Genomic DNA, 23,289 nt, shown 5'->3' with positions numbered 1-23,289 from the left:
AAAGGTATATCGTGGCAGACGATACAAACAATCACGACGATTTCCTCGACGATGATGTCGATATTACTAACGAGTTGGAAAACGACTTTGTTGACGAGGAAGAAAACGAATACGAAACCGAAACAGACGAGATTGATGAGCTTACTGAAGACTCAGATGATGAGGATTTGGTAGACGCAGATGCCCTTGCAGAGCAAGGAGGAATTGGCGGTGGTGCTGGTCTTTCTCGTACAATCTCTGATGAGGCCGGTACACGTATTTCTTTGGCGGATATTCACGGTGGAGCTATTAAGCCAACCGATATGGGCGAGGAAATGAAGCAGTCATTCCTCGAGTACTCTATGTCTGTTATTGTGGCTCGTGCACTTCCTGATGTTCGAGATGGACTTAAGCCTGTTCATCGTCGCATTTTGTATGCGATGAATGAAGCTGGCATTACGCCAAATAAACCTCACAAGAAGTCTGCATGGACTGTTGGTGAAGTAATGGGTAAGTACCATCCACATGGTGACTCTGCAATCTATGAGTCTATGGTGCGTATGGCGCAAGACTTTTCCATGAGATTCCCGCTGGTAGATGGTCATGGTAACTTTGGTTCCATCGATGGTGATCCTGCAGCAGCAATGCGCTATACAGAGTCGCGTTTAACGCGCGGTGCCATGGAGCTTCTTGCAGGCCTTAACGAGAATACCGTGGATTCGCAACCAAACTACGATGAGTCTTTGTCTGAACCTGCAGTTTTACCTGCTCGTTTTCCTAACTTGTTGGTAAATGGTTCTTCTGGTATTGCTGTTGGTATGGCTACCAATGTTCCTCCTCACAATTTACGTGAGGTAGCAGCAGCTATTAACCTCATGATTGACAATCCTGATGTTACGCTCGACGAGCTTATGACGGTTTTGCCTGGTCCCGACTTCCCAACCGGCGGCATCATTATGGGAACCGAGGGTATTCGTGATGCATACGAGACCGGTCGTGGTTCCATTACTATCCGTTCTAAGGTTCATGTAGAGAACATTGGTAAGGGTGGCCGTCAGCGCCTTGTCATTACAGAGATTCCTTACCAGGTAAATAAGGGTTTGCTTCAGGAAAAAATCGCTCAGGCGGTTAACGAGAAGAAAATTGAAGGCATTAGCGATATGCGCGACGAGTCCAACCGTAAGGGCATGCGCATTGTTCTTGACCTTAAGCAGGGAACTGTTCCACAAGTTGTTCTTAATAACCTGTATAAGCGTACTCAGTTGCAAGCAAACTTTGGTGTTATCGATATTGCTCTTGTAGAAGGCGTTCCTCGCACGCTTTCTTTACGAGAGATGCTGCACTATTACATTAAGCATCAAATTGATGTAGTAACACGTCGTACTACCTATCGCTTAGATAAGGCTCGTAAACGTGTTCACATTCTCGAAGGTCTTCTCATTGCTGTCGATAATATCGATGAAATTGTTCATATTATTCGTTCTTCACATGACGATGCTGAGGCTAAGTCACGCATGAACGAGCGCTTTGGTATTGATGACATCCAAGGTGAAGCTATCCTACAGATGCGTCTGCGTCGCTTGACGGGTCTAGCTCGTGATGAGCTTGCGGCCCAGATAGAAGAGCTTCATAAGCAGATTGCATACTATGAGGACCTTTTGGCTCATGAAGAGAAGATTTTAGGAGTTATCAAGGAAGAATTGGGTGAGATTGTTGCCAAATATGGTGATGATCGTCGTACCAAGATTTCCACACAGGAAGCCGTTGACCTAGACGTTGAGGATCTTATCGCCGAGGAGGATATGGTTGTTACGGTAACTCGTACGGGTTATGTAAAGCGTCTTCCTGTTGCAACCTATCGTTCTCAAAAACGTGGTGGTAAGGGTGTTGCAGGTCTATCACTTAAAGAGGATGACTTTGTAGAGCATTTGTTTGTAGCCTCTACCCACGATTATGTAATGTTCTTCACCAACTTGGGTAAGGTATATCGTCTGAAGGTTCACGAGCTGCCTATTGGCTCGCGCACCGCACGTGGCTCTGCAATTGTTAATGTGTTGCCGTTAGCAGAGGGAGAGCACCTCAAGGCCGTTATCACCACACGTGATTTCCCTGCGGATGAATACCTCATGTTTGCTACAAGCAACGGCATGATTAAGAAGACAGCCATGAGTGCTTATGACCGCACTCGTCATGACGGCATTATTGCCATTAACCTCAAAAATGGTGATGAGCTTATAGATGTTCGCCGTGTTAAATCTGGTTGTAAGGTTATTTTGGTTTCTACCGATGGTAAGGCTATCGTGTTTGAAGAGGATCAAACACGCGCCATGGGTCGCGATACTTCTGGTGTTCGCGGTATTACACTTAAAGATACTGCCAAGGTATTAGGAATGGAAATTTCCAATGGTCAGGGTGACCTGTTTGTTATTACCGAGAAGGGCTATGGCAAACGTACACCAATCTCTGAGTATCCTGTTCATAATCGTGGTGGTCAGGGTGTCTTTACCATTCAGATGACTGCACGTAAGGGCGAATTAGCTGGCATGAAGGTAGTTGGTCCCCAACACGAGCTAGTAATTGTGTCCGAAGAAGGCATCCTTATTCGCGTTAAGGTGGGAGATATTAGTAAGCTTGGTCGCTCTACCCAGGGCGTTAAGGTTATGAATGTTTCTGAGTCTGATCGTGTAACCGCTGTTGCTCGTATGATTGCTAAGAAAGCAACTGCTAAAAAGATTGATGATAATCAAATATCCTTTGATCTTCTTGCAGCAGGCGAGAAGGACACAAGCGATGAAGCACCAATTGATATTGGTGATGATGAGCAAATTGTTCCAGACCTAGACGATGAAGAGTAGTCATTAGGTAGTATGTAAGGCGCGGCTCACAAAAAGCGGGTCGCGCCTTATTAGTGAGCTGACGGGAATAGAATGTCGCGTAAAAAGTTTTTGTCTAAGAAAAATAGGAGAACAACAGGTATTATTACCGTTGCTCTTATTATTTCCGCGCTATTCCCGTCTTTTGCACAAAACGGCTTTGGTGGACTTTTTAATACATTTTTCCATCCACAATCTGCTCAAACACAGCAAACACACTCACACGTATCGACAGGGGCGCGCCAGCAAAGCTATACCAGCTGGAATGAGAAGGACAGTCCTAACTATGTCCGTCTTATTGGGCAAGCTTTTATAGATCAGGAAGTAGCCGTAGGGCAAGTTGTATATTCTGGTATTGATGGTTTAGGACGTACACGCGAAGTACGCGCCTGCATTACTCATCAGATGATGGAAGAAGGCATGGCACGCGAACGTGAACAAATGCCCAATCCTGCTGGATGGCCTCGTAAAAACCCAGAGGTTCAAATAGAACTCTATAACGGTTCGCTTTATAAAGGTCGTATGTGGAATCGTAGTCACCTTTTAGCAAAGTCTTTAGGTGGTAAAGAGATTGTAGAAAATCTTATTACGGGTACTCGTATGCAAAACGTTGGTGCCAATGATGATCAAGGCGGAATGGCAATGGTAGAGACAGCAGTACGTAACTGGTTGAATGCCAATCCGTCTGGTACCGTCCAATTTGTAGCTACACCCATCTATGAAGGAAACGAACTCATTCCACGCTCTATTATTGTGGATGTAAAAACTTCCGACGGGCTTATCGATGAAGAAGTGGAAGTTTATAACGCTGCCAAAGGATACAATCTTAATTACTACAACGGTAAGGTAGTGCCTCAATAGGACAGAATTACTCTAATATACTCTTTTGTGTTTAGGTATATTTACGAGAAATCCTCGGGAGAAATTCCCTCAATGAAGCTATGAAATTCTGCAAGTTCTTTGTCTTGCTCGTCTTTCTTTACAGCTTTAAAGTCAGGGTAAGAAGCCGTCATCAATACTTCAGATTCTGCAAAAATAGGTGCTTTTGTACGAACGGCCAAAGCAACTGCATCTGATGGACGACAGTCTATAGCTTTACGTTCTCCATTGGTAGTAAGCAAGTGTACCGAGGCAAAGAACGTTGGTCCTTCAACCTTAGAAATGGTAACGCTGGTTACGGTAGCTCCAAGCTGTGCAATAACAGCTTTAAGTAGGTCATGCGTAAGGGGACGATGATGAGGAACATTATCCACACCAATCCCAATAGCACTTGCCTCTGTCATGCCAATGCGTATAGGTAACTGTGTTTGAGCGTATGGACTGGTATTATGACGAGGGCGAAGAGTAATAAGCGAGGTAGCTGGTCCATTACCAACCACAATAGACTCAATATCCATACGAACCATGCTCATGCCCTCACCCCAATCTTTAAAATTTTATCTGCTTAAAAGATGTGTGTTAGCTATGTTACCCAAAAACTTTCTAAGAATACAAAAATTAGTGTTGACCTTTCAATTTTGCTGACGTATTATATTTTCCTGCGTTGGGCCCGTAGCTCAGTTGGTCAGAGCGTCCGGCTGATAACCGGGAGGTCACAAGTTCGAACCTTGTCGGGCCCACCAACACTTCGTCAATAGTCACCTTAGCGCTAGCCGAGTCGCCGCTAAGGTGATTATCGCCGGGGCCTTAGCTCAGCTGGGAGAGCGCGGGCTTTGCAAGCCTGAGGTCAGGGGTTCGATCCCCCTAGGCTCCACCAAGAAAAGTCAGCCGAGAGGGAAATCCTCTCGGCTTTTTCTTTATAACGTCAACTTGGACAGACTGAAACATAGTCTCCTCTTATTAAAAAAGTGCAGTGCCTAATATGCCAAAAAACAGCAGGTACATTTTAAGAGGCTGTGGCACATGTGTCGCATGCTAATATTAGTAACGCATTATTAATTGCCAACTTAAGAGGTATATATAAATGAAACGTATTTTCTCAGATAGAGAGTTCACCTATAACGTTCAGGGAAAGCATCAACTGCGTGTTTCTGGTGAGGGAGTTTCTTATACAACAGCAAACGGTAAAAAATCATTATCTTTGTTATTTAAAGAAATTGGCTCTCTTTTTCTTCTGAGGTACTGTAATTCAAATATCTCATATTCAGTGACTTTTCGTGATACAAATCAGCAGTTTCTTGGCGAGATTGATACGGATGTTCTTGAAAGACGAGAAGCTACTATTCAGGGGCACAATATCTTAGAAACAAAATCTATCTTGATTGCCTTTGCAGAAAATAAGCTAACCTCAGCATTCCCTGACAATATTCCTACTCTCGAAGTTATGCTCGCCTTTACCCTCAAAGAAAAAGCAATTTGGCTCAAGAATGGTTCTCTTGTTGGAGCAAAACATCAGGTAAAGCTTTCTGACATTTGTAGGGTTAAGTGTGTTGGAAATGGCACTCTAAACTCCTTGTATATTTATACCAAGGAGAAAGGTGGTTTCTTTGATACGCCTGATATGAAAGTTCCAGTCAATGAATTAACTCTGCCAGTTTTAGAAGCTGTTATGGCTCAAAATACCGGTAGAGGCATTGATTTTAGTCAGGGTAATGGATTTGATCAAAAGACTAGCGAGTATATAATTGTTCGCTATATGAATTCGACCTTCTTCCAAAATGAGAACGGAAGCGTGTCCGAGGATTGGCACAAAATTGCCTACGATCACATTCAGCAATATCAGGCAGATATTAAGCTATCTGAATAAAAAAGTACTATCTATTTTTCTCTTTATAGGATAATTTCTTATATCTGAATGATAGCTTATGATACCTATTTTGTGGGAGGATACTCATCTTATCTTCTGTTGTGTACGCCTGTTTATACAAAAGGCGAAGGTACTTCCTGTGGGTGGTGGTATGGTCTCACTTATCATCCAAATTATTATTGCGGTTATTATTCTTACAATGTCGGTTTGGGGTATTGTTACCAACACACCTATAAATGAGGTTCAGCGTCTTATTGAACAATCGGTAAGATAGAATTTAATAGCGAGTGAGAAGTATAAAGCCGAGAGGTACGTCCTCTCGGCTTTTTGTGTGCCAAGTATTAAATACTAAAGTCCAAGATAGTTTTTCACATACTGACTATTTATGTTAACAAGCGATCGTTCTCGGCAACGCCAAAGCTTTAATCGTCCCTCTGGAGTCTTTGTATATACTGCTTGGTATGCTCCAAGCATTTTGAATTCTTTGACAAGTATCTCAACATCTTCTTTTTTCTTTGAAAGAATGTTGGGACATGCAAAGCTATGACGATATTGCCGTAGACCTAAGCCAGATAAGTTCACCTGTTTAATAAGAATATAACGTGGATTATCAATGGGTGAGAGCATCTCTTTACAAGCTTCAGCAAAAACATGCTGGTCATGTAAGGAAGTTCCTTTAAGGGAGATTGTAAAATGAGATTGCGTAGGATCTGAATCTATTTGAATTCGTCCGTCATTGTTTGCAAGCGCTCCAGCTTGTATAAGAGCCGCGTGAAGAGCAGAGCCCATACGTTGAAGACGTCGTTTTGGAGAGAAGCGCAACAAGAGGTAAAGACCGAGCTTTGTGAGCAAAATAAGTCCAATAAGTTGAAGAAGAACAAAGATTCCAAAGCTAAGAAGGTTGCCATCAAAAAGAGTTGTCAAAAGATCTGATCGTAGATTTCCAAGAAAAAGAACCCCACTAATCCAATCGATAAGCATGATTGCTAGTAAAGAAATACCATTTACTAAGGTAAAGTTATTTAAACCAAGTGAAGCAGGAACCGTTGTTGTCTCGCACATCTCGCCAATAATAGGTTTCATAGATCCATCAACTATATCCTGCCATGCCTTTGCTACTCCTTGCCTGTTTTGTGCACGTTGTTCCATCTGATGATTTATCTGCTCTATATGAGATTCAGTAAAAGGTGGAGTTACGATACTAATGCGGTCAATACCACTTTTTATAGAGGGCGTTTCATAGGCAGGTGCTATAAAACAATCAAATCGTCTTGTAAGGGTATTCCAATCCTGTCCAAGGACGGATTCATCTTGAGATAATTCGGTTCCGTATAAAAGGTTAAGAACCCTTTGGTCTTGAGTGAAAGGTGGCTCTACCGTTACGAGGTGCCAAATATTTGCGCACTTATCAGGCTGGTGTATATAAGAACGAATTGCACGACCTCGCATTTGATTGGAAAGCATAAAACTTCCTACAAACGAAGCAAGAACAAGGGTATTAATACAGGGAGAATCCCAGCCTTCTCCTAAAAGAGCAGTAGTGCCTACAAGGATTTGGATAAGCCCATTTTCGAGAGCTTCTGTTAGTATGCGTACTCGTAGCTGATTCCCGCTCGAAAAATAAGCAATTGAGTAGGGGACAGGTGCAGCTTCTTCAATGGGGCCAAAGTGTACGGTACCGTTGTATTGCTCTGCGATGGTAGTTAACTGAGTCTGTATTGCTTGAGGCACAATGACAAGTGATCCCGTAATAAGAGCAATTTTCTGTGCATCTCCTACGCTATGACGTATGGCTTCAAAAATAGGAACTGCGCCAATCTGAGTAAAGCCTGCATCACGTCCAATAAGATTAGTTGTATCTGCGCGAATATAGTCGGTGAGAATAACCATACGAAGAGCGTCTTTTAAACGAGACGACTCAAGTGTTGCAATATGTTGGATGGACTGTATCTTTCCAATAGATCCCGCAAGCGCACGATTAAGTTTCTGATTTGTAAGCAAACCCACACGCTTTCGTGAAATGAGTCCATGTTGAGCAAGACAGTGTTGTATTGCATCAACAACATCTTTTCCAAAAAATTCGGGCTTATCGAGCATGAACTGAAGTGCAATCTCCGCATCTAAAGGTCGGTATTTCCCAAGACGCTTATGAGGAAATACTGCTTGGATCCACCAAGGCGAAACTGAAATTTTAAGATGGTGAGCAAAGCGAAAGAGCGACTGAAACTCTGCCTCATAATCAAGAGCAAACAGATAGTTTTGATCGTTTATCACGGTAGTATTTGTATTGTGGTCAAGCTTGTCTATTGCAGCTTCTATAAGTTGCATGTCTCGTAAATCTTTAAGAGCTTGGTTTGCTTGCTCTCGATAGCGTCTCGTAAGGATTTTCTCGCTTGTAATTGGATAGCTAAAGTAAATATAGTCCTGATGAGGACACAAGGTTTTTTCTGCTACAAGCTCGGGAACAAAAATCTCTTCATCAATTTCTCCGCATAAATCTGTATAGCGTTTCCACTGACTTGGCGTAGAGTCGTAGGGCGGTGTTGCTGTGAGAGAGATGATAAAAACTTTTCCCTTAAGAGCTTTAATAAACGCTTCGAGTGCACGATGCCATTCGGCGCGAAGATGGTGAGCTTCATCAAGACAAATAGTGGTAATACCTGCGTTTGTTACTGCCGATAAAATATCAAAATCAGTAAAGTCTTCTTCCAGTTCTTCTTGCTCAGCCTGTTCTATGTCCTCTTGTTCACAAGTGTGGGAACTTTTTGTTTGCGCCCAAGCAGCGTGGAGGGCTTGGTAAGTAATGGAAGTTATAGTTTTAGGATTAAGCAAGGAGTACGAGATAAAGTTATGCTCATCTGTTTCTTCTGGAAGAAATCCATCTGCAAAACGTTCCCCCCACTGTTGGCGTATGGTAATCGATGGTGACAAAACCAGTGCGGGAGCACCAAGACGTCGTATCATCTCAAGGCCAAGAATGGTCTTTCCACTACCAGGAGCAGCAACGATATTAATAATCTTATCTTCTTGATATAGGGAGAAATTATCGAGAATTCGCTGTTGATATGACCTAAACGGATGCTTGTAGCGTAAATCGCTCAACTGCATGAGAAGAACTCCTCGATAAGATGATGTAAGCTGATGCAAACCACTTTTAAACAATCTTATATTCTAAATCTATACCGTTTCTTTACCACTCTTGCATAAATTGGTATTTAAATTACAGTAATTTATATACCTATAGATAAAACTAATGGATGTGCGTATGAGCAAACAACCTAACAATTCGCATGTAGTCTTTCAGGCAACAAGAATTTTATACAAAGCCCCCTTGTTTTCTTTTATTCCAACTATTCGTCAGGATGCTAAGCATCGCTTGTGGTCTGTACAATTTCCCACACAAAAAGAAAAGGTCTTCTCGTATGATGACATAGAGCAATGTGCCGTCGTAGTAGATGAAGGAAACAAGGAAGAAGTGGTACACTTGCGCTCGCGTGGCATTATGAATTTTTTACTCAACCCACAACGTGTTAATGAAGCAAACGCTCTTGCCCATAATGGAGTAAAGTCGCTTTCTTTGGTGATTGCGCTTAAAAATACAGAGCAGCGTTTGGTAATCCCTTTTCTTTCACGCATTACAAATAAGAACTCCTATGCCTTTAAGCAGGCACATTCTGCAGCTAAGAAGCTCGAAAAAGAGTTTGATGCAATGATTCAAGATGCAGCAATGAGCACATCATCTACTACAGGGACGTTAGACAAGTAACGCCCATGGATCATATACTGCAAAAACCCACACCGTTTGAGATTGCCTACGAAGGAATCTTGGCACTTATTAATAATCAAACGTTTAAACCAAAAGAGCAGCTTCCAGCAGAGCGAGAGTTATGTGAACGGCTGTCGGTTTCCCGCACAACGCTGCGTCGAGCTCTTGATCAACTTCGTGCGCAGCATGTCATAGAAAGTTTGCATGGTTCAGGTAACTATGTGTGTGAACAATATCCCACCCTCATTATTGAGAAAACTGATGGTTTTAGTGCATCAGTAGAGGCGTTTGGCAAGAATCCTACGAGCCAGGTTATTTTTCAGGGCGTAGTGGAGGCGGATGATAAGTTGTCCAGTCGTTTTAAGGTGGGTACAGGAACTCCTCTTTTTTGTTTAATTCGGATACGACTTATGTCTGGCATTCCTGCTATGTATGAGAAGAGTTACACCAATCCGCAAACTATTTCTGATGTCCAGATGCATGACTATAAAAAAGAGTCTTTGTATAAGCAGATTTATCGGCAAATTGACCACAGCCAAACTAGCAACTATTCCAAGTTTACAGTAGCACGTCTTACTCAAGAAGAAGCAGCATATCTTGGTGTACAACCAGACAAACTGGTGTTTTGTAATAGCAGCATGCTTAAATCAAAGTCAGGCGTGGTGTTGGAGTACTGCAAGTCTTTAACGCTTCCCGGGTGTATTCGTTATGTGAGTCAGCGGGTAAATAATGATTAATAACAACATCGCCGCCCATCGGCTGCCACTTTATCTGGCTATCCGCCAACAGATTCGCGCGGATATAGCTGCGGGAGTATACGAGAAAGGTTTGGCACTGCCATCAGAAAATATGTTGGCAGAACGCTTTAATACAACAAGACTTACCATTCGTAAGGCTATTGATGAGCTTGTAGAAGAGGGAATTATAATCCGTGTGCAAGGGCGCGGCGTTTTTGTGGTTGCTGATGAAATCTTAGAGCACACTACCAATCCTCGAGGTTTTCGCAAACAAAGTACTGACGAGAAAAGAACTGCTTCGGTCCGTGTTTTGGAACATAGAGTTCGCCCGGCAGGGCCTTACTATTCTCAACTTTTTAATATCACGCCTGACGATAAAGTATGTTGCATTCGCCGCCTTAACTCACTGGATGGAATCCCACAAACCATAGAGCAGACGGTTGTTTCCTGTAGCTTGTTTCCGGGGGTGGAGGAGTTAGATCTTGCGGTTTTTTCGCTCTATGAGTTTTTTAGCATGCGTGGGCATACGGTTATGCAAACGTACGAAACAATTGATCTTGCAGAATTAAGTGCACGGCAGGCGCAACTTCTACAAGCAAAGCCCTTAGATCCCGCACTTATTCTTACCTGCAAGAGTTTTGATAAGAATGGGATTCTGTTGGAGTTAGCAACTTCGGTATCTATTCGTGATGCAGCAGTGTTGACCGTTCGTATCTAACATATACCGAAAAGCGATAATTTAATACCACTTACGGCAATTATACGGTTAGTAAGAAATCTCAATTCATGCAAGGTGTATTTTTGTTTTCAGATTGGTATGAAATACCAATCTACTTATATAGATATTTCACAAAACAATGAGGACAAAGGAGCGTCTTATGGTAGAGACTGAGAAAATTGAGATCATGAACTTTGATCAAGCAGGGTATCTTGCTGACGGCGCTGCTGCTGTACAGGCTGGTAAAGAAATGATTGCCTTGGCCGACCGCATGTATGATGAGGGATTTGACGCACTATTTCTCATGGGTGTTGGTGGTACTTGGGACGAGTTTATGCAGCTTGAATACATGATGAACAAGTACAGCGATAAGGACTTTGAGGTTTATCTGATTCATGCTGCCGAATTTAATGTTTCTGGCCATAAGCGCATGACCAAAAAATCTGTTGTACTTACTGCTTCTGAGTCCGGTACCACTCCAGAGATTCTTGAAGCCGTAGGTAAGCTTAACGAGATGGGTGTTCGTGTTATAGCCATGACAGACTCTCAGAGCAAAATTGGCCAAGCGGTTGGTGCTCAAAACTGCGTTAAGATGGCAAGCGACCACACACATGGTGGCTGTGAAATGGGTTATTACCTGGCAGATTGTTTTGGATTCCGCATCCTTAATCGTCGTGGCTGCTTTGATAAGTTTGATAAATTTATTGAGCAAACCAGCAATATCTGGCAAGACCTTATCGATATTCGTAAGGCGTTTGAACCTAAAGCAGAGGAACTGGCTCGCAAATATGCGCTGGCAGATTACACCATGTTTATTGGTCAAGGCGCCTTGTGGGGCGAGACCATTTTGCTTGCAATGTGCTTGTTAGAGGAGATGCAATGGAAGCGCACGCGCTACATTACCTCCGCGGACTTCTTCCATGGTACGCTTGAACTGGTAGAGCCTGGCGTTCCCGTATTTTTATTCAAGGGCCTTGATGAATGTCGTGCATTGGATAATCGTGTAGAGGCTTTTCTGAAGAGCGGGCGCACAGGTGACGAAGACATCGTTGTTATTGATGTGGACGAATTTGCAACACCCAGCATTGACGATGAGTTCCGTGTAATTGTAAGCCCTTGGATTTTGTCGAGCCTCATGGTTGATCGTATGACTCGCTATTACGAGACAGTTACTAAGCACAATCTGAAATACCGTCGTTATTATCACCAATTTGATTACTAACGCGAACCATTGATTACTAACGCAAACAAGATTATTGATAAGACTGTTCGTGTTAGGCGCAAAGATTGCGCAGTAAGTAATGGCGTGGGCAAAAATGTAAGGAGGTGCATCGTGACAAACAAACAAGATGGCATGTATTTAGCTGCCATGAACTCAAACTACCGTTTTTATGATATACGTGCGTTTTTTGAGTCTGCTGCGCACAATGAGTATGGCGCATGTGAGCTTTGGTGTGGTCCCATGCACCTCTATTTTGATTCATCTACCTGTGATGATGTAAGCAATATACAGCAGTTGGCTGCGGCTGCTGGTGTCAAAATCGTAGGTTTATGTCCCAGCCAGACTAATCCTAAGCCTTGGAATATGGCTGCTCAAACGTCTGCACAACAGCAACGTACCTACACGTACTTTTGCAATGCTATTGATGCCGCGGAGCAGTTAGGTGCTCACTACGTGACCGTAACGAGTGGTTGGGCTTGTTACGACGAGACCAAGCGAAGCGCCTGGGATCGTTCCTGCAAGCTCATGGGAAAACTGGCAGCATACGCGCAAAAACATAAGGTAGTCCTTGCGCTCGAGGCATTGCAACCACAAGAAAGCACACTGGTTACCAACATTTACCAGCTTGAACGCTATATACGCGAAGTAAATCATCCTGCACTTAAAGTTTGCTTAGATTTTGGTGCAATGACTGCTGCGCATGAAACGGTGACGCAATATTTTATTGCTTTTGGGACAGAGATCGTAGCCTGTCATTTTTGCGATGCTGTGACCAACATTGATGGCAGTATGACTACTCATTTGGCGCTGGACGACGGTGCTACAAATATTACGTCTAACCTTGCGGCTCTGCTGAGCGCTGGATATAAGGGACCTATCTCTTGCGAAGTAGTAAATAGTAGGTACTTTGCTCATCCACAAGATGTCGAGAAGAAAAATAAAGCTGCATTTAATCGCGCATTAGCAGCAATTACCAATGCAGTAATTGCAACTTCGTCAGACGCCAATGTTACAAATACTCGATTTGAGGAACCCGTATGAGGCATTTAGTGCTTGCATCCCATGCTCATTTTGCACAAGGCATTGCCGAAAGCTTAGAGCTTTTGGCTGGCCACCCCTGCGAGTTACACACCATCAACGCATTTGTTGATGGTGCTACGGATGTAGTAGAACAAATAACTGAGCTGCTTACAGCCATTCCCTCAGAGGATGAGATTGTGGTGGCTACAGACCTTTTGGGTGGCAGTGTTAATAATGAGTTTTTAAATCGTATCCAAAACCAGACAAATATCCATTTGGTTGCAAACATGAATTTGCCTATGTTGCTTACGTTGGCACTCTCCATAAACGATGTTCCCAACTTGCAACAGTTTTTGCGTGAGTTGGTTGCAGATCCTGACATAACACCAAAGTATTGCAACGATCTTTTGGCATCTACAAGTGAGGACGACGACTTTTAGCAAATGGCTGCAAGGACGTTGTCCTTCTTACGAAGACAGGTATTGGGGGGAAATATGATTTGTCTTTTGCGCGTAGATCACAGGCTTTTGCATGGGCAGGTAGCTGTTACCTGGACGGCTGCAGAGCATGCGGACTGCATCTTTATTGTGGGAGATAAGGTGGCTCACGATCAAACATGGCGCACCACGCTCAAATTGGGCAAACCTGCAGGATGTAAGCTAGTCATTAAGGATATGGCTGCTGCTATCGAGGCTATTAACTCTGGTGTAACCGATAAATATCACATGATTATTTGCGTCCAAACCATTGCAGATGCAAAAGCTCTCATTGATGGGTGTCCACAAATTACCAGCCTCAACCTAGGCAACACCAAGGATAGTCCTACCACCACAGAAGTAACTCGTCAGATTTTTTTGGAGCAAGAAGAAATTGTCATGCTTAAAGATCTTATCGCTCGTGGTGTAGAGGTAGAATATCGCGCTTTGTGTGACGATAAAAAAATTGATATTAGCAAGTTGATTTAGCAGATATACGCAGGCAGAGAAGGTAAAGCAAGGTAAGAAAGAAAAAAACGACACTGTTTATTGGTAGATTGGAGGAACAAATGCTTGGACAAGCTTTAGCAATTGGTCTTATTGGCGCTTTTGGTGGTCTTGATTACCAGCTTGGTACGCTCTATGCGTTTAGACCCATTGTACTGTGCCCACTTGTGGGTCTAGTGCTTGGTGATTTACAGGCTGGTTTGATGATTGGTGCCAGCTTAGAGCTGCTCTTCATGGGATCTATTTCTATTGGTGCTTATGTACCACCTGATGTAACCACTGGTGGTGTTCTTTCGGCTGCATTTGCCATCTCTTTGGGTCAGGGCACCGAGGCTGCAATTGCTCTTGCAATGCCTATCGCAACCCTAGCATTGGCTGTTGGCAATGCTATTAATGCACTTGGTCCCCTACTGCTTGGAGTTGCCGATAAGGCCGCCGAGAAAGGTGATATTAAGAGCGTATACATTATTCACTGGATTTTAGGTCTGTTAGGTGTTGCTAAGCGTTTTGGTCTGTGCTTCTTGGCATTTTATTTTGGTGCAGACGCCGTACAAGGTCTTCTTGACTGGATTCCTTCCTTTGTGCTTGATGGCTTTGGCGTAGCTGCAAACATTTTGCCTGTTATGGGTTTTGCAATGCTTGCTCGTATGATTCTTAATCGCGAACTGATTCCTTTCTTCATTTTAGGCTTCCTGCTTACTTCCTATATGAACGTACCTGTTTTAGGTGTCTCTTTGATTGCAATCATTATTGCTATCGAGAAGCTCGGTTTGCTTGACAAGCTACAACCTGCGACCGCAGTGGAGGGGGATGATGACGATGACTTCTAATGCAACAAGTACAGAGCCTACAATTAATAAGCTCACCAAGGCTGATCTTATTAAATCATCCTTGAATCTTGGCTCATTGGGCATGGAGTTCTCCTGGACCTACTACAAGCAAATGAATCTTGCCTTTGCTTTGATGGTCAATAAGCTCCTCGAGAAGATTTATGAAGGTAACCCTGAAGGGTATAAAGCCGCGCTTGTGCGCCATATGGCTTTCTTTAACATTACCGTACAATTTGCGCCCTTCGTAGGCGGCATTGCTATGTCTATGGAAGAGCGTGTGGCTCGTGGAGAGATGGAACCAGACGCTATTAATGATGTTAAATCTGCTCTTATGGGTCCTCTTTCTGGCGTAGGTGACTCCATCTTCTTAGCGACCCTTCGTGTTGTTGCCGCAGGTGTTGCAATTTCTCTTGCACAGCAGGGCAACGTTATGGCACCTTTGGTTTATTTGCTTATCTATAACATTCCTGCGTTTCTCACCCGTATTTACGGCGTGCAGTTGGGTTATAACCTCGGCGTAAACTTCTTAGAGCAAGCACAAAAATCTGGTCTCATGGATAAGATTATGTTTGCTGCTGGCATTGTGGGTGCCATGGTTATTGGCTCTATGACAAAGGATATGTTCTGGGCATCGGTTATCCTTCCCATTGGTACGGGCGAGTCCGCACAAACCCTGCAAGAAATTCTTGATGGTGTAATGCCCGGTATTGTGGGCATGGGCTTTATGGGTCTGTACTACTGGATGCTTGGTAAGAAGATTTCTCCAACTTGGATTATTATCTTCACAATGATTTTGGGTGTTGTAGGTGTGTACTTCGGTTTCTTGGGCTAGAGCGTAGTTTGCCTTTAACACATCTTTAATGCATGTGTTTTACAGATAGTCCCCCAATAAAAGTGGCGACCATTGTGGTGGCCACTTTTTGCTATATTCAAGGCAAAAGTCATGACAAGAAGCGAAGTATTATGCGATAAAAAATCTGCAGGCTATGTGACAAAAGAAGCTGCGCGTCATGTATTTGACATGCAGGGGTATTATTAGTGCAGTTATTTCGCTTAACGATAGGGGATTTGTGGCCCAACATAGCCAAAATAATCAGCCAGTAGAGGTGTCGGAAGAGCTTGATGCTTTGTCTTGTGAGCTTTTAGGCTCGGCACTAGATGCTCTTGCCGCAGGTGTAGAAGTGCCCGTTATTGTTTCGGTAGAAGATGCCGCAGGCACACGGGTGACCAATTCGTTTTCTGAGGATGGCATAGAGACCTGCATTAATGAGGCTCACAGTTATATAGCTTCATTGGTAGCTGGTAAGACTGGTCGCCCGGATAATCTTGGTGTTCCCGTGCGATATGCCATTGTGTATGAGGGTGCAGTAGATTTAGAAAACAACGGTTATGAAGATGCCCTCATTCTTGAGTTTGCCGAGAAAGACCAGCAGGCTTTTTCGGCGTATGTGTTGTGGCAAGGCTTTGGTGCTGGCGAAGCATTCCAGTGGTGCGATCCCGAGCCTGCTGGCGAAGTTGACTCGCTTTTGTAACGAGTTGCTTGCTCGTTGGTTTTCTCGGCACCGTACTGGGTAAACCTTACTTTTCCATGGTATTCATAAATTTAAGCAGTTAGAAAGTAGGAACTATGCTCCAAGAGCACATTCGTAATATTGCAATTATCGCTCACGTTGACCACGGCAAGACCACCTTGGTGGATAAGTTGCTACGTGCAACGGATGCGTTTCGCGATAATCAGCAGGTGGAGGAGCGTGTTCTGGACTCAAATGATCAAGAGCGCGAACGTGGTATTACTATTTTGGCCAAAAATATTTCCATTGAGTATAAGGGTGTCAAGATTAACGTTTTGGATACCCCTGGTCACGCGGACTTTGGTGGTGAGGTAGAGCGTGTTCTTAAAATGGCGGATTCTGCGCTGCTTTTGGTCGATGCTGCAGAAGGCCCCATGCCTCAGACGCGTTTTGTTTTACGCCATGCCATTGATGCTGGCCTGTCTATTATGGTTGTTGTAAATAAGATTGACCGTGATGGTGCAAATCCCGAGCGTGCACTTAACGCCTGCCTTGATTTGATGATGGATCTAGGTGCGACGGATGAGCAACTCGAATTTTCTATGGAGCATGCGGTGTACGCAAGCGCAGTTAATGGCTTTGCTCGCTTATCTGTTGAGGATACCAACAACGACATGTACCCTTTGCTGGACATGGTTGTGGATGAGCTTCCAGCTCCTAATGTAGATATAGACGGATCTTTGGCCATGCAGTGTGTAACCATTGATCACTCTACTTATGTTGGCCGTATTGGTATTGGTCGCGTCTATTCGGGCACTATTCACGCTGGCGATAAAATTTTGGTTGTCAAAAATGATGGTTCTCGCGCAATGAGTCAAGTTAAACAGCTCTTTACCTTTGACTATTTAGGCCGCAAGGAGTGTTCTGAGGTTTGCGCTGGTGATATTGCCGCAGTGGTTGGTGTTGACTCTACAGATATTGGTGACGTCTATACCGATCCCGAGAATCCCGTTGAGCTTGACCCCATTGAGATTGATCCTCCAACTCTTGCAATTGTTTTTGAAGCGTCTACCTCACCGTTAGTTGGTCGTGATGGCGAGATAGTTGGTGGCCGCCAGCTCAAGGAGCGTCTCATGATTGAGCGCGAAAACAATGTGACCATGCGCATTGAGGAACTTCCAGATAAGACTGGTACTGAGGTAGCTGGTCGCGGCATTTTGCATCTTTCTGTTTTGATGGAAACCATGCGCCGCGAAGGTTTTGAGTTCCAGGTGGGAAGCCCCCGTGTTTTGTTCAAAAAGGACGAGAACGGCAATAAGCTTGAGCCTATTGAGCAGGCCGTTGTAGAGTGTCCTGGCGAATACTCCGGTAAGGTTATTGAAGTCTTTGGTGATGCGGGCGGCACTATGACCAACATGGAAGCTGGCAACATTCAGACACATCTTGAATTTAAAATTCCCACCCGTGGCATCATGGGTCTTAAGACACGTGTTCTTAATGTTACGCACGGTGAAGCAGTGTTTTATCACACCTTCTTGGAGTACGGTCCTTTTGCTGGGGATATTGGTTCTCGTCAGAATGGTGCCATGATTTCTATGTCTACCGAGAAGGCCGTTGGCTATGCCTTAGGTACTCTGCAAGAACGCGGTCAGCTTTTTGTTGGCCCTGGTGACGAGTGCTATGAGGGCATGTTGGTAGGTGAGCGTTCTCGCCCTGGTGATATGGTAGTTAACATTGCTCGTACCAAGTCTTTGGGTAACCAACGTTCTTCCACCGCAGACATTTCTGTGCAACTTACTCCTCCACGTAGTTTCTCGCTAGAGGAAGCTTTGGAGTACATTATGGATGACGAGCTGGTAGAGATTACGCCTAAGAATATCCGCATGCGCAAGCGCATCCTTAATGCAACCGAACGTAAGAAGTGGGCTGTTCGTTCTGGCTTGGTAAACAAATAGGATTGTGTTTGCTTTAGCGTGAACGATGTGTAAGTTGTTTAAATAAACCTCATTACGAGCTGTAGTCCAGTTTGTGGTGAGGTTTATTTATTGCGGCGTGTCTTCTCTTTAATCTTTTTGGCGCCCGCAGCAACCTTAGGAGTAAGGTCCATTTCGGTGGGGAGAGTTACGTTGTAGCGTAGGGACAGTCTGCGAAGTCCCAATGTTACAAAAATGCTTGCTGCAGCAGAAATCTCAAGATTGTAATGACTTACATGAGTGAGCGAGTAATATACAATAGCTCCGCCAATAGCCGCTACCGCATAAAAATTAGAGCGTTGAAAAATGCGAGGAGTATCTCCCAAAAAAACATCACGCATCATGCCGCCGCCAACACCAGTAACCACACCCATAAGCATGCAGGCCATAGGGTAGAGATTATAGTGGATGGCCTTATCGGTACCTGCTACTACAAACAAGCCGACCGATAGGATGTCTAGCCAGTCCAACAGATTTGGAAAACGCTTAATTATTTGTGGGAAAAAGTAGCCAATAACACCTGTTGCCACCACAAAAGGGATGGCATATGGAGACTGTAACATATAAACGCTGCCAACCTGCATGGCCATATCACGGATTAAACCGCCACCCAGCCCACATAAGAAGCTTAAGCCAATGTAGCCAACTAAGTCTAATTTACGTTCTTGAGCTGACCAAACTCCTGCTAAAGCACCAACAATAACAGCGGCAAGGTCCAACCAAATGGGTATATGAAGCACACAATCTCCTGTAAGTCAAAATGAATACGCAAGTATATTACTAGGACTTCCTAGAAAAGTTCTTTTCTTTTCGGTGAGAAATACGTTATACTAACCGGTGCGTTTTCAATTAAGGAGAGTTGTCCGAGCGGCTGAAGGAGCACGATTGGAAATCGTGTAGGCGCCGAAAGCGTCTCCGGGGTTCAAATCCCCGACTCTCCGCCAGTTTATTTCACGGCGCCGCAAGGCGCCGTTTGCACATGGGGAGAGGTGGCAGAGCGGCTGAATGCGGCGGTCTCGAAAACCGTTTACCTCTTATAGAGGTACGAGGGTTCAAATCCCTCCCTCTCCGCCAGTTTTTAAAAATAAAACAGAGTTTCTTAACTTTAAGTAAAGTTCATTTTATGAATGCTTGTGTATTCGCCTTGTGTCTGTGAGATATATCACAACGTAATGAATTTGACTTCTCTATAATATGCACTACTACAATTATCGATGTAATGGGGCATATATGAGTCAACTTCAATTTTCGGATAAGCAATACCTTACGCGTTCTTGGCGTATGCTCACGCGCGAGAAGGGTTGGATTAAGGCAGTTTTATTGCTTACGCTGTATTCCCTAATTCCTATTTTTGGCAGCATGGTTGTTTTAGGTGCCTCGTTTGAATGGGCACGCCTGACTGCATGGGGTGTAGAATCTTCTCCCAAACAAAAAGGAATCAACTTTGGCAAGTGTCTTAAAACAGGCTTCTTTGCTACTGTTGTCATGATGGTGTCGCAAGCGGCCTGTACTTTTGTTATCTCTTTAATGACGTATGTACTTCCCTTCCTAGATGATGTATCTTGGATTTTTGCTACATTTGTAGCTGTCATCATAGATGTGGTCGTGCTCTATATGACCATTTATGATCAATTTAGTGCTGCATTTAGCTTTGCCAATCTGTGGAAAATGATTAGCCATGATTTTAAAGGGCTGTGCAAAATTTGGGGAGAGCATATTAAAATTGGTCTTATTATAGCTCTTCTTAGCATTCCTTTTCTTGTATTTATGTTTATGATTTGGTTTGGTGTCGCTGCTCCAGATATTGCTTATCAGGCAAACATACTAAACGAGTCTGCCGTATGGACCAGCTCAGATGTGCAATTTGCAATGGCAATGTTTGGTAAGATGATTATTGCTCTGCTTCCCGTTCTTATCGTTGTTTGGATTATCGGCAGTTTTTTTGCATCTATTACAGGCTTGCTTACTGCTAATATGATTGGCTTGTGGATGTTGCAGTTTAGGGTTTCTGAGTGGGGCAATCCCAACGATCCTTTGCCCACGCCTATGACGGCATCGGACTTTACAACGCCTCCTACTTCTCCTACCGCTGTTTCTGTAGCACCTGCAGCTACGCCTACTAATCCAATGACTCCCATGGCTACCCCTCAAAATGCTACATCTGCAAATGATGCTCCCGCAGCTCCTGTAGTCCCTGCTGCTCCTGCCACACCTATCATGCCTAGTGCGGCTGAAGGAGAGCCTGTCAAGGAAGTTTCTGTGCCTGAAGAACCTACAATTTCTGAGTCAGAACCAAAGGTAAATTTAGAGGCAGATCAGCAGCCTGTATCTGAGCCAGTTTCTAACGAAGAAAAAACAACCGTTATCGAGAAGTCCAGCACAGAAGAAGAGCCTGCTAAGACAGAGCCTTCGGCAGAGTCTTTACCAGCTAGTCACGGTGCATTTTGTCCTGAGTGCGGAAGTAAAGTTCCTGAGAATGGTGCATTTTGCCCACAGTGTGGAACAAAGCTTGAGGAGTAAGAAACCGATAGTTCCTCACATATTTGTAATGTAAGCTGTGCCTCCTTGTAATGTGATATTACAAGGAGGCATTTTTGTAAGAGTGATACGAGCTATATAGTGTTTGACTTGTGTTTATAGTTGTTAGAGCTCTGTCAGACATACTTATTAGACTCTCATTTGTGGAGACGCATGGGAGAGGAATAAAAATATGAGCCTTTATATGGTGTTACAAGAATATTGTGATACCATTTCAGGTCGAACCTTTCCTGCTTCGGGTGCAACCTTCACGTCCCGAAGCCTTGAGCCCAGAGGAGGTGACAATATGAAGGCTTATGAATTGCTGTTTTTTGTTGACCCTTCTTCTAATGAAGAAGTTCGCGCTGGTGTAATGAAGCGTATTGACGTTGCTATCACCGAGAATGGTGGTCAGGTCGACAATGTCGAGGACTGGGGCAAGCGCAAGCTTGCTTATGAGATCGACAAGCTTACCGAGGGTGACTATACTCTCATCGATTTCCATGCAGACCCAACTCAGATTGCAGAGCTTGACCGTGTTCTCCGCATTAATGATGCGGTAAAACGTCACATGGTTGTACGCCGCCCTGATAAGGACTAGTACTGGAAAGTGGGTTGTAGTGCCCACAAATGAGAGGTAGTGATCACAATGAGCATTAATCGCGTGGTTATCAGTGGAAACCTTACTCGTGAACCCGAACTTAAGGCAACTGCTGGCGGCACCCAAGTTCTTTCTTTTGGTATTGCCGTTAATGATCGTCGTCGCAACCCTCAGTCTGGCGAATGGGAAGATTATCCCAACTTCGTTGATTGTGTAATGTTTGGCGCTCGTGCAGATGCAGTTGCACGCTTCATCAGCAAGGGCTCAAAGGTTGCCATTGAGGGCAAGCTTCGCTACAGCTCTTGGGAGCGAGACGGTCAGCGTCGTAGCAAGCTTGAGGTTATTGTCGACGAGATCGAATTCCTCTCTAGGAATCAGCAAAACGCAGGCGGTAACGCGGGTAGTTTTGCGGCTTCCACCCCATCGGCTTCCGCAGTCGTGCGTCCTGTTCAGGCTCCGCCAACCGCTGCTGATTATGCCGACGAGGATATCCCGTTCTAAGAACGCTCAGTGGCGTAATGCCACTTAACGAAAGGTAAACAAGACATGGCTACTGATTATCAGCGTCAGCCGCGTCGCAAGTATTGCCAGTTCTGCAAAGAAGATACGGACTTCATTGATTACAAAGATGTCCAACTTCTTCGCAAGTATATGACCGACCGTGGCAAGATTAAGCCCCGTCGCGTCACTGGCGCCTGCACGCAGCACCAGCACGACATCGCGCTTGCAATTAAGCGCGCACGTGAGATGGCACTTCTGCCGTACACTGTTCCCGTAGTGTCCAGCCGTGGTGGCCGTCGCGAGCGTAACTAGCCCGCAATTCGTAACCGAAGTCGGGTGCATAAGCATTCGATTACGTAAGGAGTGTCCATGAAAGTCATCCTCTTGGGTGAGCTCAGGGGCAAGGGTGGCGAAGGCGACGTCGTAGACGTTGCACAGGGCTATGCGGAGAACTTCCTGTTCCCTAACCGTATGGCTCTCGCTGCGACCCCTGGCAACATCAAGCAGCTCGAGGAGCGCCGCCATAACATCGCAAAGCGTGAAGAGAAGCGCGTTTCAGATGCTCAGGCAACTAAGGCAGCTCTCGAGGGTAAGACCGTAAATATTGACGTCAAGGTAGGTGAAGAGGGCCAGCTGTTTGGTTCTGTTACCAATACCATGATTGCTGACGCTGTAAAGACTCAGCTTGACGTCCAGATTGATCGTAAGCGTATTGAGCACACCTCTATTAAGGTTGCCGGCGCTCACGTTGTTACCGTTAATCTTTATCGTGAGATTAGCGCTAAACTTCAGCTTCTTGTTGGCGATCCTTCCATGGTAGTTGAGGAGGCTCCTGTAGAGGAGACTTCTGAGGCAACCGAGGAGGTAGCTGAAGAAGCTACTGTAGAGACTACAGAAGAGTCTGCTGAGTAAATCAGTGGGTTATATGTTCCGAACAGCTGTTTCAACAAATTTCAGCTAAGTAAGAATATACAAAGCAGTTTTTACGCTTTATTTGTATTTGTAAAAGCCCTGTTCACACGCTTGCGTGAGGATAGGGTTTTTCTTTCGATGGTTTGCACATAGCCTTTTACCTGCAAAAATGTAATAAGCGCAGGTAAAACGTATTGTCGTCTAGCTCAACTGGGGTTTTATAAACAATCAATTTTGTGCAATATAAAATTGTCGAAAACCGTTCACCAGATTGAGAAAAAAATTGTCGAAAACGTTTAAAACTTGCATTTCCCGTGATAAAGCGAAGTAGCTATCAACAATTGGGTTTTCAAAGCCGTGGACATAGTATTTCTTGGTAAATAGACCCTTGATTTTGATT

At 44.3% G+C, this 23,289-nt stretch carries 23 protein-coding genes and 4 tRNA genes; 24 read left to right on the top strand and 3 right to left on the bottom strand.

What is annotated here, in order from left to right:
- Positions 1 to 11: 11 nt before the first annotated feature.
- Both gyrA and G469_RS0101860 read left to right on the top strand, forming a co-directional pair.
- Positions 12 to 2,834, top strand: coding sequence for a DNA gyrase subunit A (gyrA, locus tag G469_RS0101865; RefSeq protein WP_028263595.1), 2,823 nt, complete (start codon positions 12 to 14; stop codon positions 2,832 to 2,834).
- A gap of 72 nt (positions 2,835 to 2,906) precedes the next feature.
- A complete protein-coding gene (locus G469_RS0101860) occupies positions 2,907 to 3,713 on the top strand; it encodes a DNA/RNA non-specific endonuclease (protein ID WP_028263594.1) in 807 nt (268 codons plus the stop codon).
- A 41-nt stretch (positions 3,714 to 3,754) separates the two neighbouring features.
- Here G469_RS0101860 and G469_RS0101855 read toward each other — a convergent pair whose 3' ends face one another.
- Positions 3,755 to 4,264: a bifunctional nuclease family protein gene (locus G469_RS0101855; protein WP_028263593.1), complete on the bottom strand. Its 510-nt coding sequence runs from the start codon at positions 4,262 to 4,264 to the stop codon at positions 3,755 to 3,757.
- A 133-nt stretch (positions 4,265 to 4,397) separates the two neighbouring features.
- Here G469_RS0101855 and G469_RS0101850 point away from each other — a divergent pair.
- The 4 genes from G469_RS0101850 to G469_RS0101835 all read left to right on the top strand — a co-directional run bounded on the left by G469_RS0101850 (position 4,398) and on the right by G469_RS0101835 (position 5,872).
- A tRNA-Ile gene (locus tag G469_RS0101850) sits at positions 4,398 to 4,474 on the top strand.
- A 58-nt stretch (positions 4,475 to 4,532) separates the two neighbouring features.
- Positions 4,533 to 4,608 (top strand) — tRNA-Ala (locus G469_RS0101845).
- A gap of 207 nt (positions 4,609 to 4,815) precedes the next feature.
- The gene (locus tag G469_RS0101840; protein ID WP_028263592.1) at positions 4,816 to 5,598 is read left to right on the top strand and encodes a hypothetical protein; all 783 of its coding nucleotides are present in this window, start codon (positions 4,816 to 4,818) and stop codon (positions 5,596 to 5,598) included.
- A gap of 58 nt (positions 5,599 to 5,656) precedes the next feature.
- On the top strand, positions 5,657 to 5,872 hold the full coding sequence (locus G469_RS0101835) for a hypothetical protein (protein ID WP_028263591.1): 216 nt from the start codon (positions 5,657 to 5,659) through the stop codon (positions 5,870 to 5,872).
- A 74-nt stretch (positions 5,873 to 5,946) separates the two neighbouring features.
- Here G469_RS0101835 and G469_RS08050 read toward each other — a convergent pair whose 3' ends face one another.
- A complete protein-coding gene (locus G469_RS08050) occupies positions 5,947 to 8,706 on the bottom strand; it encodes a DEAD/DEAH box helicase family protein (RefSeq protein WP_051353705.1) in 2,760 nt (919 codons plus the stop codon).
- 157 nt (positions 8,707 to 8,863) lie between these two features.
- Here G469_RS08050 and G469_RS0101825 point away from each other — a divergent pair, with 157 nt between their 5' ends.
- The 11 genes from G469_RS0101825 to typA all read left to right on the top strand — a co-directional run bounded on the left by G469_RS0101825 (position 8,864) and on the right by typA (position 18,340).
- Positions 8,864 to 9,364 carry a hypothetical protein gene (locus G469_RS0101825; RefSeq protein ID WP_156908394.1) on the top strand — a complete coding sequence of 167 codons (501 nt, stop codon included), beginning with the start codon at positions 8,864 to 8,866 and terminating at the stop codon, positions 9,362 to 9,364.
- Between the two features lie 5 nt (positions 9,365 to 9,369).
- On the top strand, positions 9,370 to 10,101 hold the full coding sequence (locus G469_RS08845; protein ID WP_051353704.1) for a GntR family transcriptional regulator: 732 nt from the start codon (positions 9,370 to 9,372) through the stop codon (positions 10,099 to 10,101).
- On the top strand, positions 10,094 to 10,819 hold the full coding sequence (locus tag G469_RS08040) for a GntR family transcriptional regulator (RefSeq protein ID WP_035425298.1): 726 nt from the start codon (positions 10,094 to 10,096) through the stop codon (positions 10,817 to 10,819). Before G469_RS08845 ends, G469_RS08040 begins: the two co-directional genes overlap by 8 nt.
- A gap of 160 nt (positions 10,820 to 10,979) precedes the next feature.
- The gene (locus G469_RS0101810) at positions 10,980 to 12,041 is read left to right on the top strand and encodes an SIS domain-containing protein (RefSeq protein WP_028263589.1); all 1,062 of its coding nucleotides are present in this window, start codon (positions 10,980 to 10,982) and stop codon (positions 12,039 to 12,041) included.
- A gap of 111 nt (positions 12,042 to 12,152) precedes the next feature.
- The gene (locus G469_RS08035; protein ID WP_051353703.1) at positions 12,153 to 13,082 is read left to right on the top strand and encodes a sugar phosphate isomerase/epimerase family protein; all 930 of its coding nucleotides are present in this window, start codon (positions 12,153 to 12,155) and stop codon (positions 13,080 to 13,082) included.
- Positions 13,079 to 13,501, top strand: coding sequence for a PTS sugar transporter subunit IIA (locus tag G469_RS0101800; RefSeq protein ID WP_028263588.1), 423 nt, complete (start codon positions 13,079 to 13,081; stop codon positions 13,499 to 13,501). Before G469_RS08035 ends, G469_RS0101800 begins: the two co-directional genes overlap by 4 nt.
- Before the next feature lie 54 nt (positions 13,502 to 13,555).
- Positions 13,556 to 14,026: a PTS system mannose/fructose/N-acetylgalactosamine-transporter subunit IIB gene (locus G469_RS0101795; RefSeq protein WP_028263587.1), complete on the top strand. Its 471-nt coding sequence runs from the start codon at positions 13,556 to 13,558 to the stop codon at positions 14,024 to 14,026.
- Between the two features lie 80 nt (positions 14,027 to 14,106).
- Entirely contained in the window at positions 14,107 to 14,874 is a 768-nt protein-coding gene (locus tag G469_RS0101790; protein ID WP_028263586.1) for a PTS mannose/fructose/sorbose/N-acetylgalactosamine transporter subunit IIC, read from the top strand.
- Positions 14,864 to 15,706, top strand: coding sequence for a PTS system mannose/fructose/sorbose family transporter subunit IID (locus G469_RS0101785; protein ID WP_028263585.1), 843 nt, complete (start codon positions 14,864 to 14,866; stop codon positions 15,704 to 15,706). The genes G469_RS0101790 and G469_RS0101785 overlap by 11 nt, the downstream gene beginning before the upstream one ends.
- A 238-nt stretch (positions 15,707 to 15,944) precedes the next feature.
- Complete coding sequence (locus G469_RS0101780; protein ID WP_028263584.1) at positions 15,945 to 16,406, top strand: hypothetical protein; 462 nt, start codon at positions 15,945 to 15,947, stop codon at positions 16,404 to 16,406.
- A gap of 95 nt (positions 16,407 to 16,501) precedes the next feature.
- Positions 16,502 to 18,340: a translational GTPase TypA gene (gene typA, locus G469_RS0101775; protein ID WP_028263583.1), complete on the top strand. Its 1,839-nt coding sequence runs from the start codon at positions 16,502 to 16,504 to the stop codon at positions 18,338 to 18,340.
- A gap of 83 nt (positions 18,341 to 18,423) precedes the next feature.
- Here typA and G469_RS08030 read toward each other — a convergent pair whose 3' ends face one another.
- Positions 18,424 to 19,098, bottom strand: a complete 675-nt coding sequence (locus G469_RS08030) for a trimeric intracellular cation channel family protein (RefSeq protein ID WP_035425297.1) — start codon at positions 19,096 to 19,098, stop codon at positions 18,424 to 18,426.
- 113 nt (positions 19,099 to 19,211) lie between these two features.
- Between G469_RS08030 and G469_RS0101765 the strand changes: the two genes are divergently transcribed.
- The 7 genes from G469_RS0101765 (at position 19,212) to rplI (ending at position 22,889) form a co-directional block, all read left to right on the top strand.
- Positions 19,212 to 19,302: transfer RNA gene (locus tag G469_RS0101765), tRNA-Ser, on the top strand.
- Positions 19,303 to 19,341: 39 nt separating this feature from the next.
- Positions 19,342 to 19,432 (top strand) — tRNA-Ser (locus G469_RS0101760).
- A 156-nt stretch (positions 19,433 to 19,588) separates the two neighbouring features.
- Positions 19,589 to 20,878 carry a zinc-ribbon domain-containing protein gene (locus tag G469_RS0101755; RefSeq protein WP_028263582.1) on the top strand — a complete coding sequence of 430 codons (1,290 nt, stop codon included), beginning with the start codon at positions 19,589 to 19,591 and terminating at the stop codon, positions 20,876 to 20,878.
- Positions 20,879 to 21,182: 304 nt separating this feature from the next.
- Positions 21,183 to 21,476 (top strand): 30S ribosomal protein S6, encoded by a 294-nt coding sequence (gene rpsF, locus G469_RS0101750; protein WP_028263581.1) that lies wholly within the window; start codon positions 21,183 to 21,185, stop codon positions 21,474 to 21,476.
- Positions 21,477 to 21,524: 48 nt separating this feature from the next.
- Positions 21,525 to 21,977 (top strand): single-stranded DNA-binding protein, encoded by a 453-nt coding sequence (locus tag G469_RS0101745; RefSeq protein ID WP_028263580.1) that lies wholly within the window; start codon positions 21,525 to 21,527, stop codon positions 21,975 to 21,977.
- 45 nt (positions 21,978 to 22,022) lie between these two features.
- Positions 22,023 to 22,289 (top strand): 30S ribosomal protein S18, encoded by a 267-nt coding sequence (gene rpsR / locus G469_RS0101740; RefSeq protein ID WP_002563056.1) that lies wholly within the window; start codon positions 22,023 to 22,025, stop codon positions 22,287 to 22,289.
- Between the two features lie 57 nt (positions 22,290 to 22,346).
- The gene (gene rplI / locus G469_RS0101735) at positions 22,347 to 22,889 is read left to right on the top strand and encodes a 50S ribosomal protein L9 (protein ID WP_028263579.1); all 543 of its coding nucleotides are present in this window, start codon (positions 22,347 to 22,349) and stop codon (positions 22,887 to 22,889) included.
- The last annotated feature ends 400 nt before the right edge of the window (positions 22,890 to 23,289 follow it).

It is taken from the genome of Atopobium fossor DSM 15642 (assembly GCF_000483125.1).
Taxonomy (GTDB): Bacteria; Actinomycetota; Coriobacteriia; order Coriobacteriales; family Atopobiaceae; genus Atopobium; species Atopobium fossor.
Note: the sequence above shows the minus strand (reverse complement) of the source record. Positions and strands in the feature narration are given on the sequence as shown.

Excerpts from the sequence above, each read along its gene's own strand:
- G469_RS0101860 (WP_028263594.1), top strand. The coding sequence starts at position 2,907 with ATGTCGCGTAAAAAGTTTTTGTCTAAGAAAAATAGGAGAACAACAGGT.
- G469_RS0101855 (WP_028263593.1), bottom strand. The coding sequence starts at position 4,264 with ATGAGCATGGTTCGTATGGATATTGAGTCTATTGTGGTTGGTAATGGA.
- G469_RS0101840 (WP_028263592.1), top strand. The coding sequence starts at position 4,816 with ATGAAACGTATTTTCTCAGATAGAGAGTTCACCTATAACGTTCAGGGA.
- G469_RS0101835 (WP_028263591.1), top strand. The coding sequence starts at position 5,657 with ATGATACCTATTTTGTGGGAGGATACTCATCTTATCTTCTGTTGTGTA.
- G469_RS08050 (WP_051353705.1), bottom strand. The coding sequence starts at position 8,706 with ATGCAGTTGAGCGATTTACGCTACAAGCATCCGTTTAGGTCATATCAA.
- G469_RS0101825 (WP_156908394.1), top strand. The coding sequence starts at position 8,864 with ATGAGCAAACAACCTAACAATTCGCATGTAGTCTTTCAGGCAACAAGA.
- G469_RS08845 (WP_051353704.1), top strand. The coding sequence starts at position 9,370 with ATGGATCATATACTGCAAAAACCCACACCGTTTGAGATTGCCTACGAA.
- G469_RS08040 (WP_035425298.1), top strand. The coding sequence starts at position 10,094 with ATGATTAATAACAACATCGCCGCCCATCGGCTGCCACTTTATCTGGCT.
- G469_RS0101810 (WP_028263589.1), top strand. The coding sequence starts at position 10,980 with ATGGTAGAGACTGAGAAAATTGAGATCATGAACTTTGATCAAGCAGGG.
- G469_RS0101800 (WP_028263588.1), top strand. The coding sequence starts at position 13,079 with ATGAGGCATTTAGTGCTTGCATCCCATGCTCATTTTGCACAAGGCATT.
- G469_RS0101795 (WP_028263587.1), top strand. The coding sequence starts at position 13,556 with ATGATTTGTCTTTTGCGCGTAGATCACAGGCTTTTGCATGGGCAGGTA.
- G469_RS0101790 (WP_028263586.1), top strand. The coding sequence starts at position 14,107 with ATGCTTGGACAAGCTTTAGCAATTGGTCTTATTGGCGCTTTTGGTGGT.
- G469_RS0101785 (WP_028263585.1), top strand. The coding sequence starts at position 14,864 with ATGACTTCTAATGCAACAAGTACAGAGCCTACAATTAATAAGCTCACC.
- typA (WP_028263583.1), top strand. The coding sequence starts at position 16,502 with ATGCTCCAAGAGCACATTCGTAATATTGCAATTATCGCTCACGTTGAC.
- G469_RS0101755 (WP_028263582.1), top strand. The coding sequence starts at position 19,589 with ATGAGTCAACTTCAATTTTCGGATAAGCAATACCTTACGCGTTCTTGG.
- rpsF (WP_028263581.1), top strand. The coding sequence starts at position 21,183 with ATGAAGGCTTATGAATTGCTGTTTTTTGTTGACCCTTCTTCTAATGAA.
- G469_RS0101745 (WP_028263580.1), top strand. The coding sequence starts at position 21,525 with ATGAGCATTAATCGCGTGGTTATCAGTGGAAACCTTACTCGTGAACCC.
- rpsR (WP_002563056.1), top strand. The coding sequence starts at position 22,023 with ATGGCTACTGATTATCAGCGTCAGCCGCGTCGCAAGTATTGCCAGTTC.
- rplI (WP_028263579.1), top strand. The coding sequence starts at position 22,347 with ATGAAAGTCATCCTCTTGGGTGAGCTCAGGGGCAAGGGTGGCGAAGGC.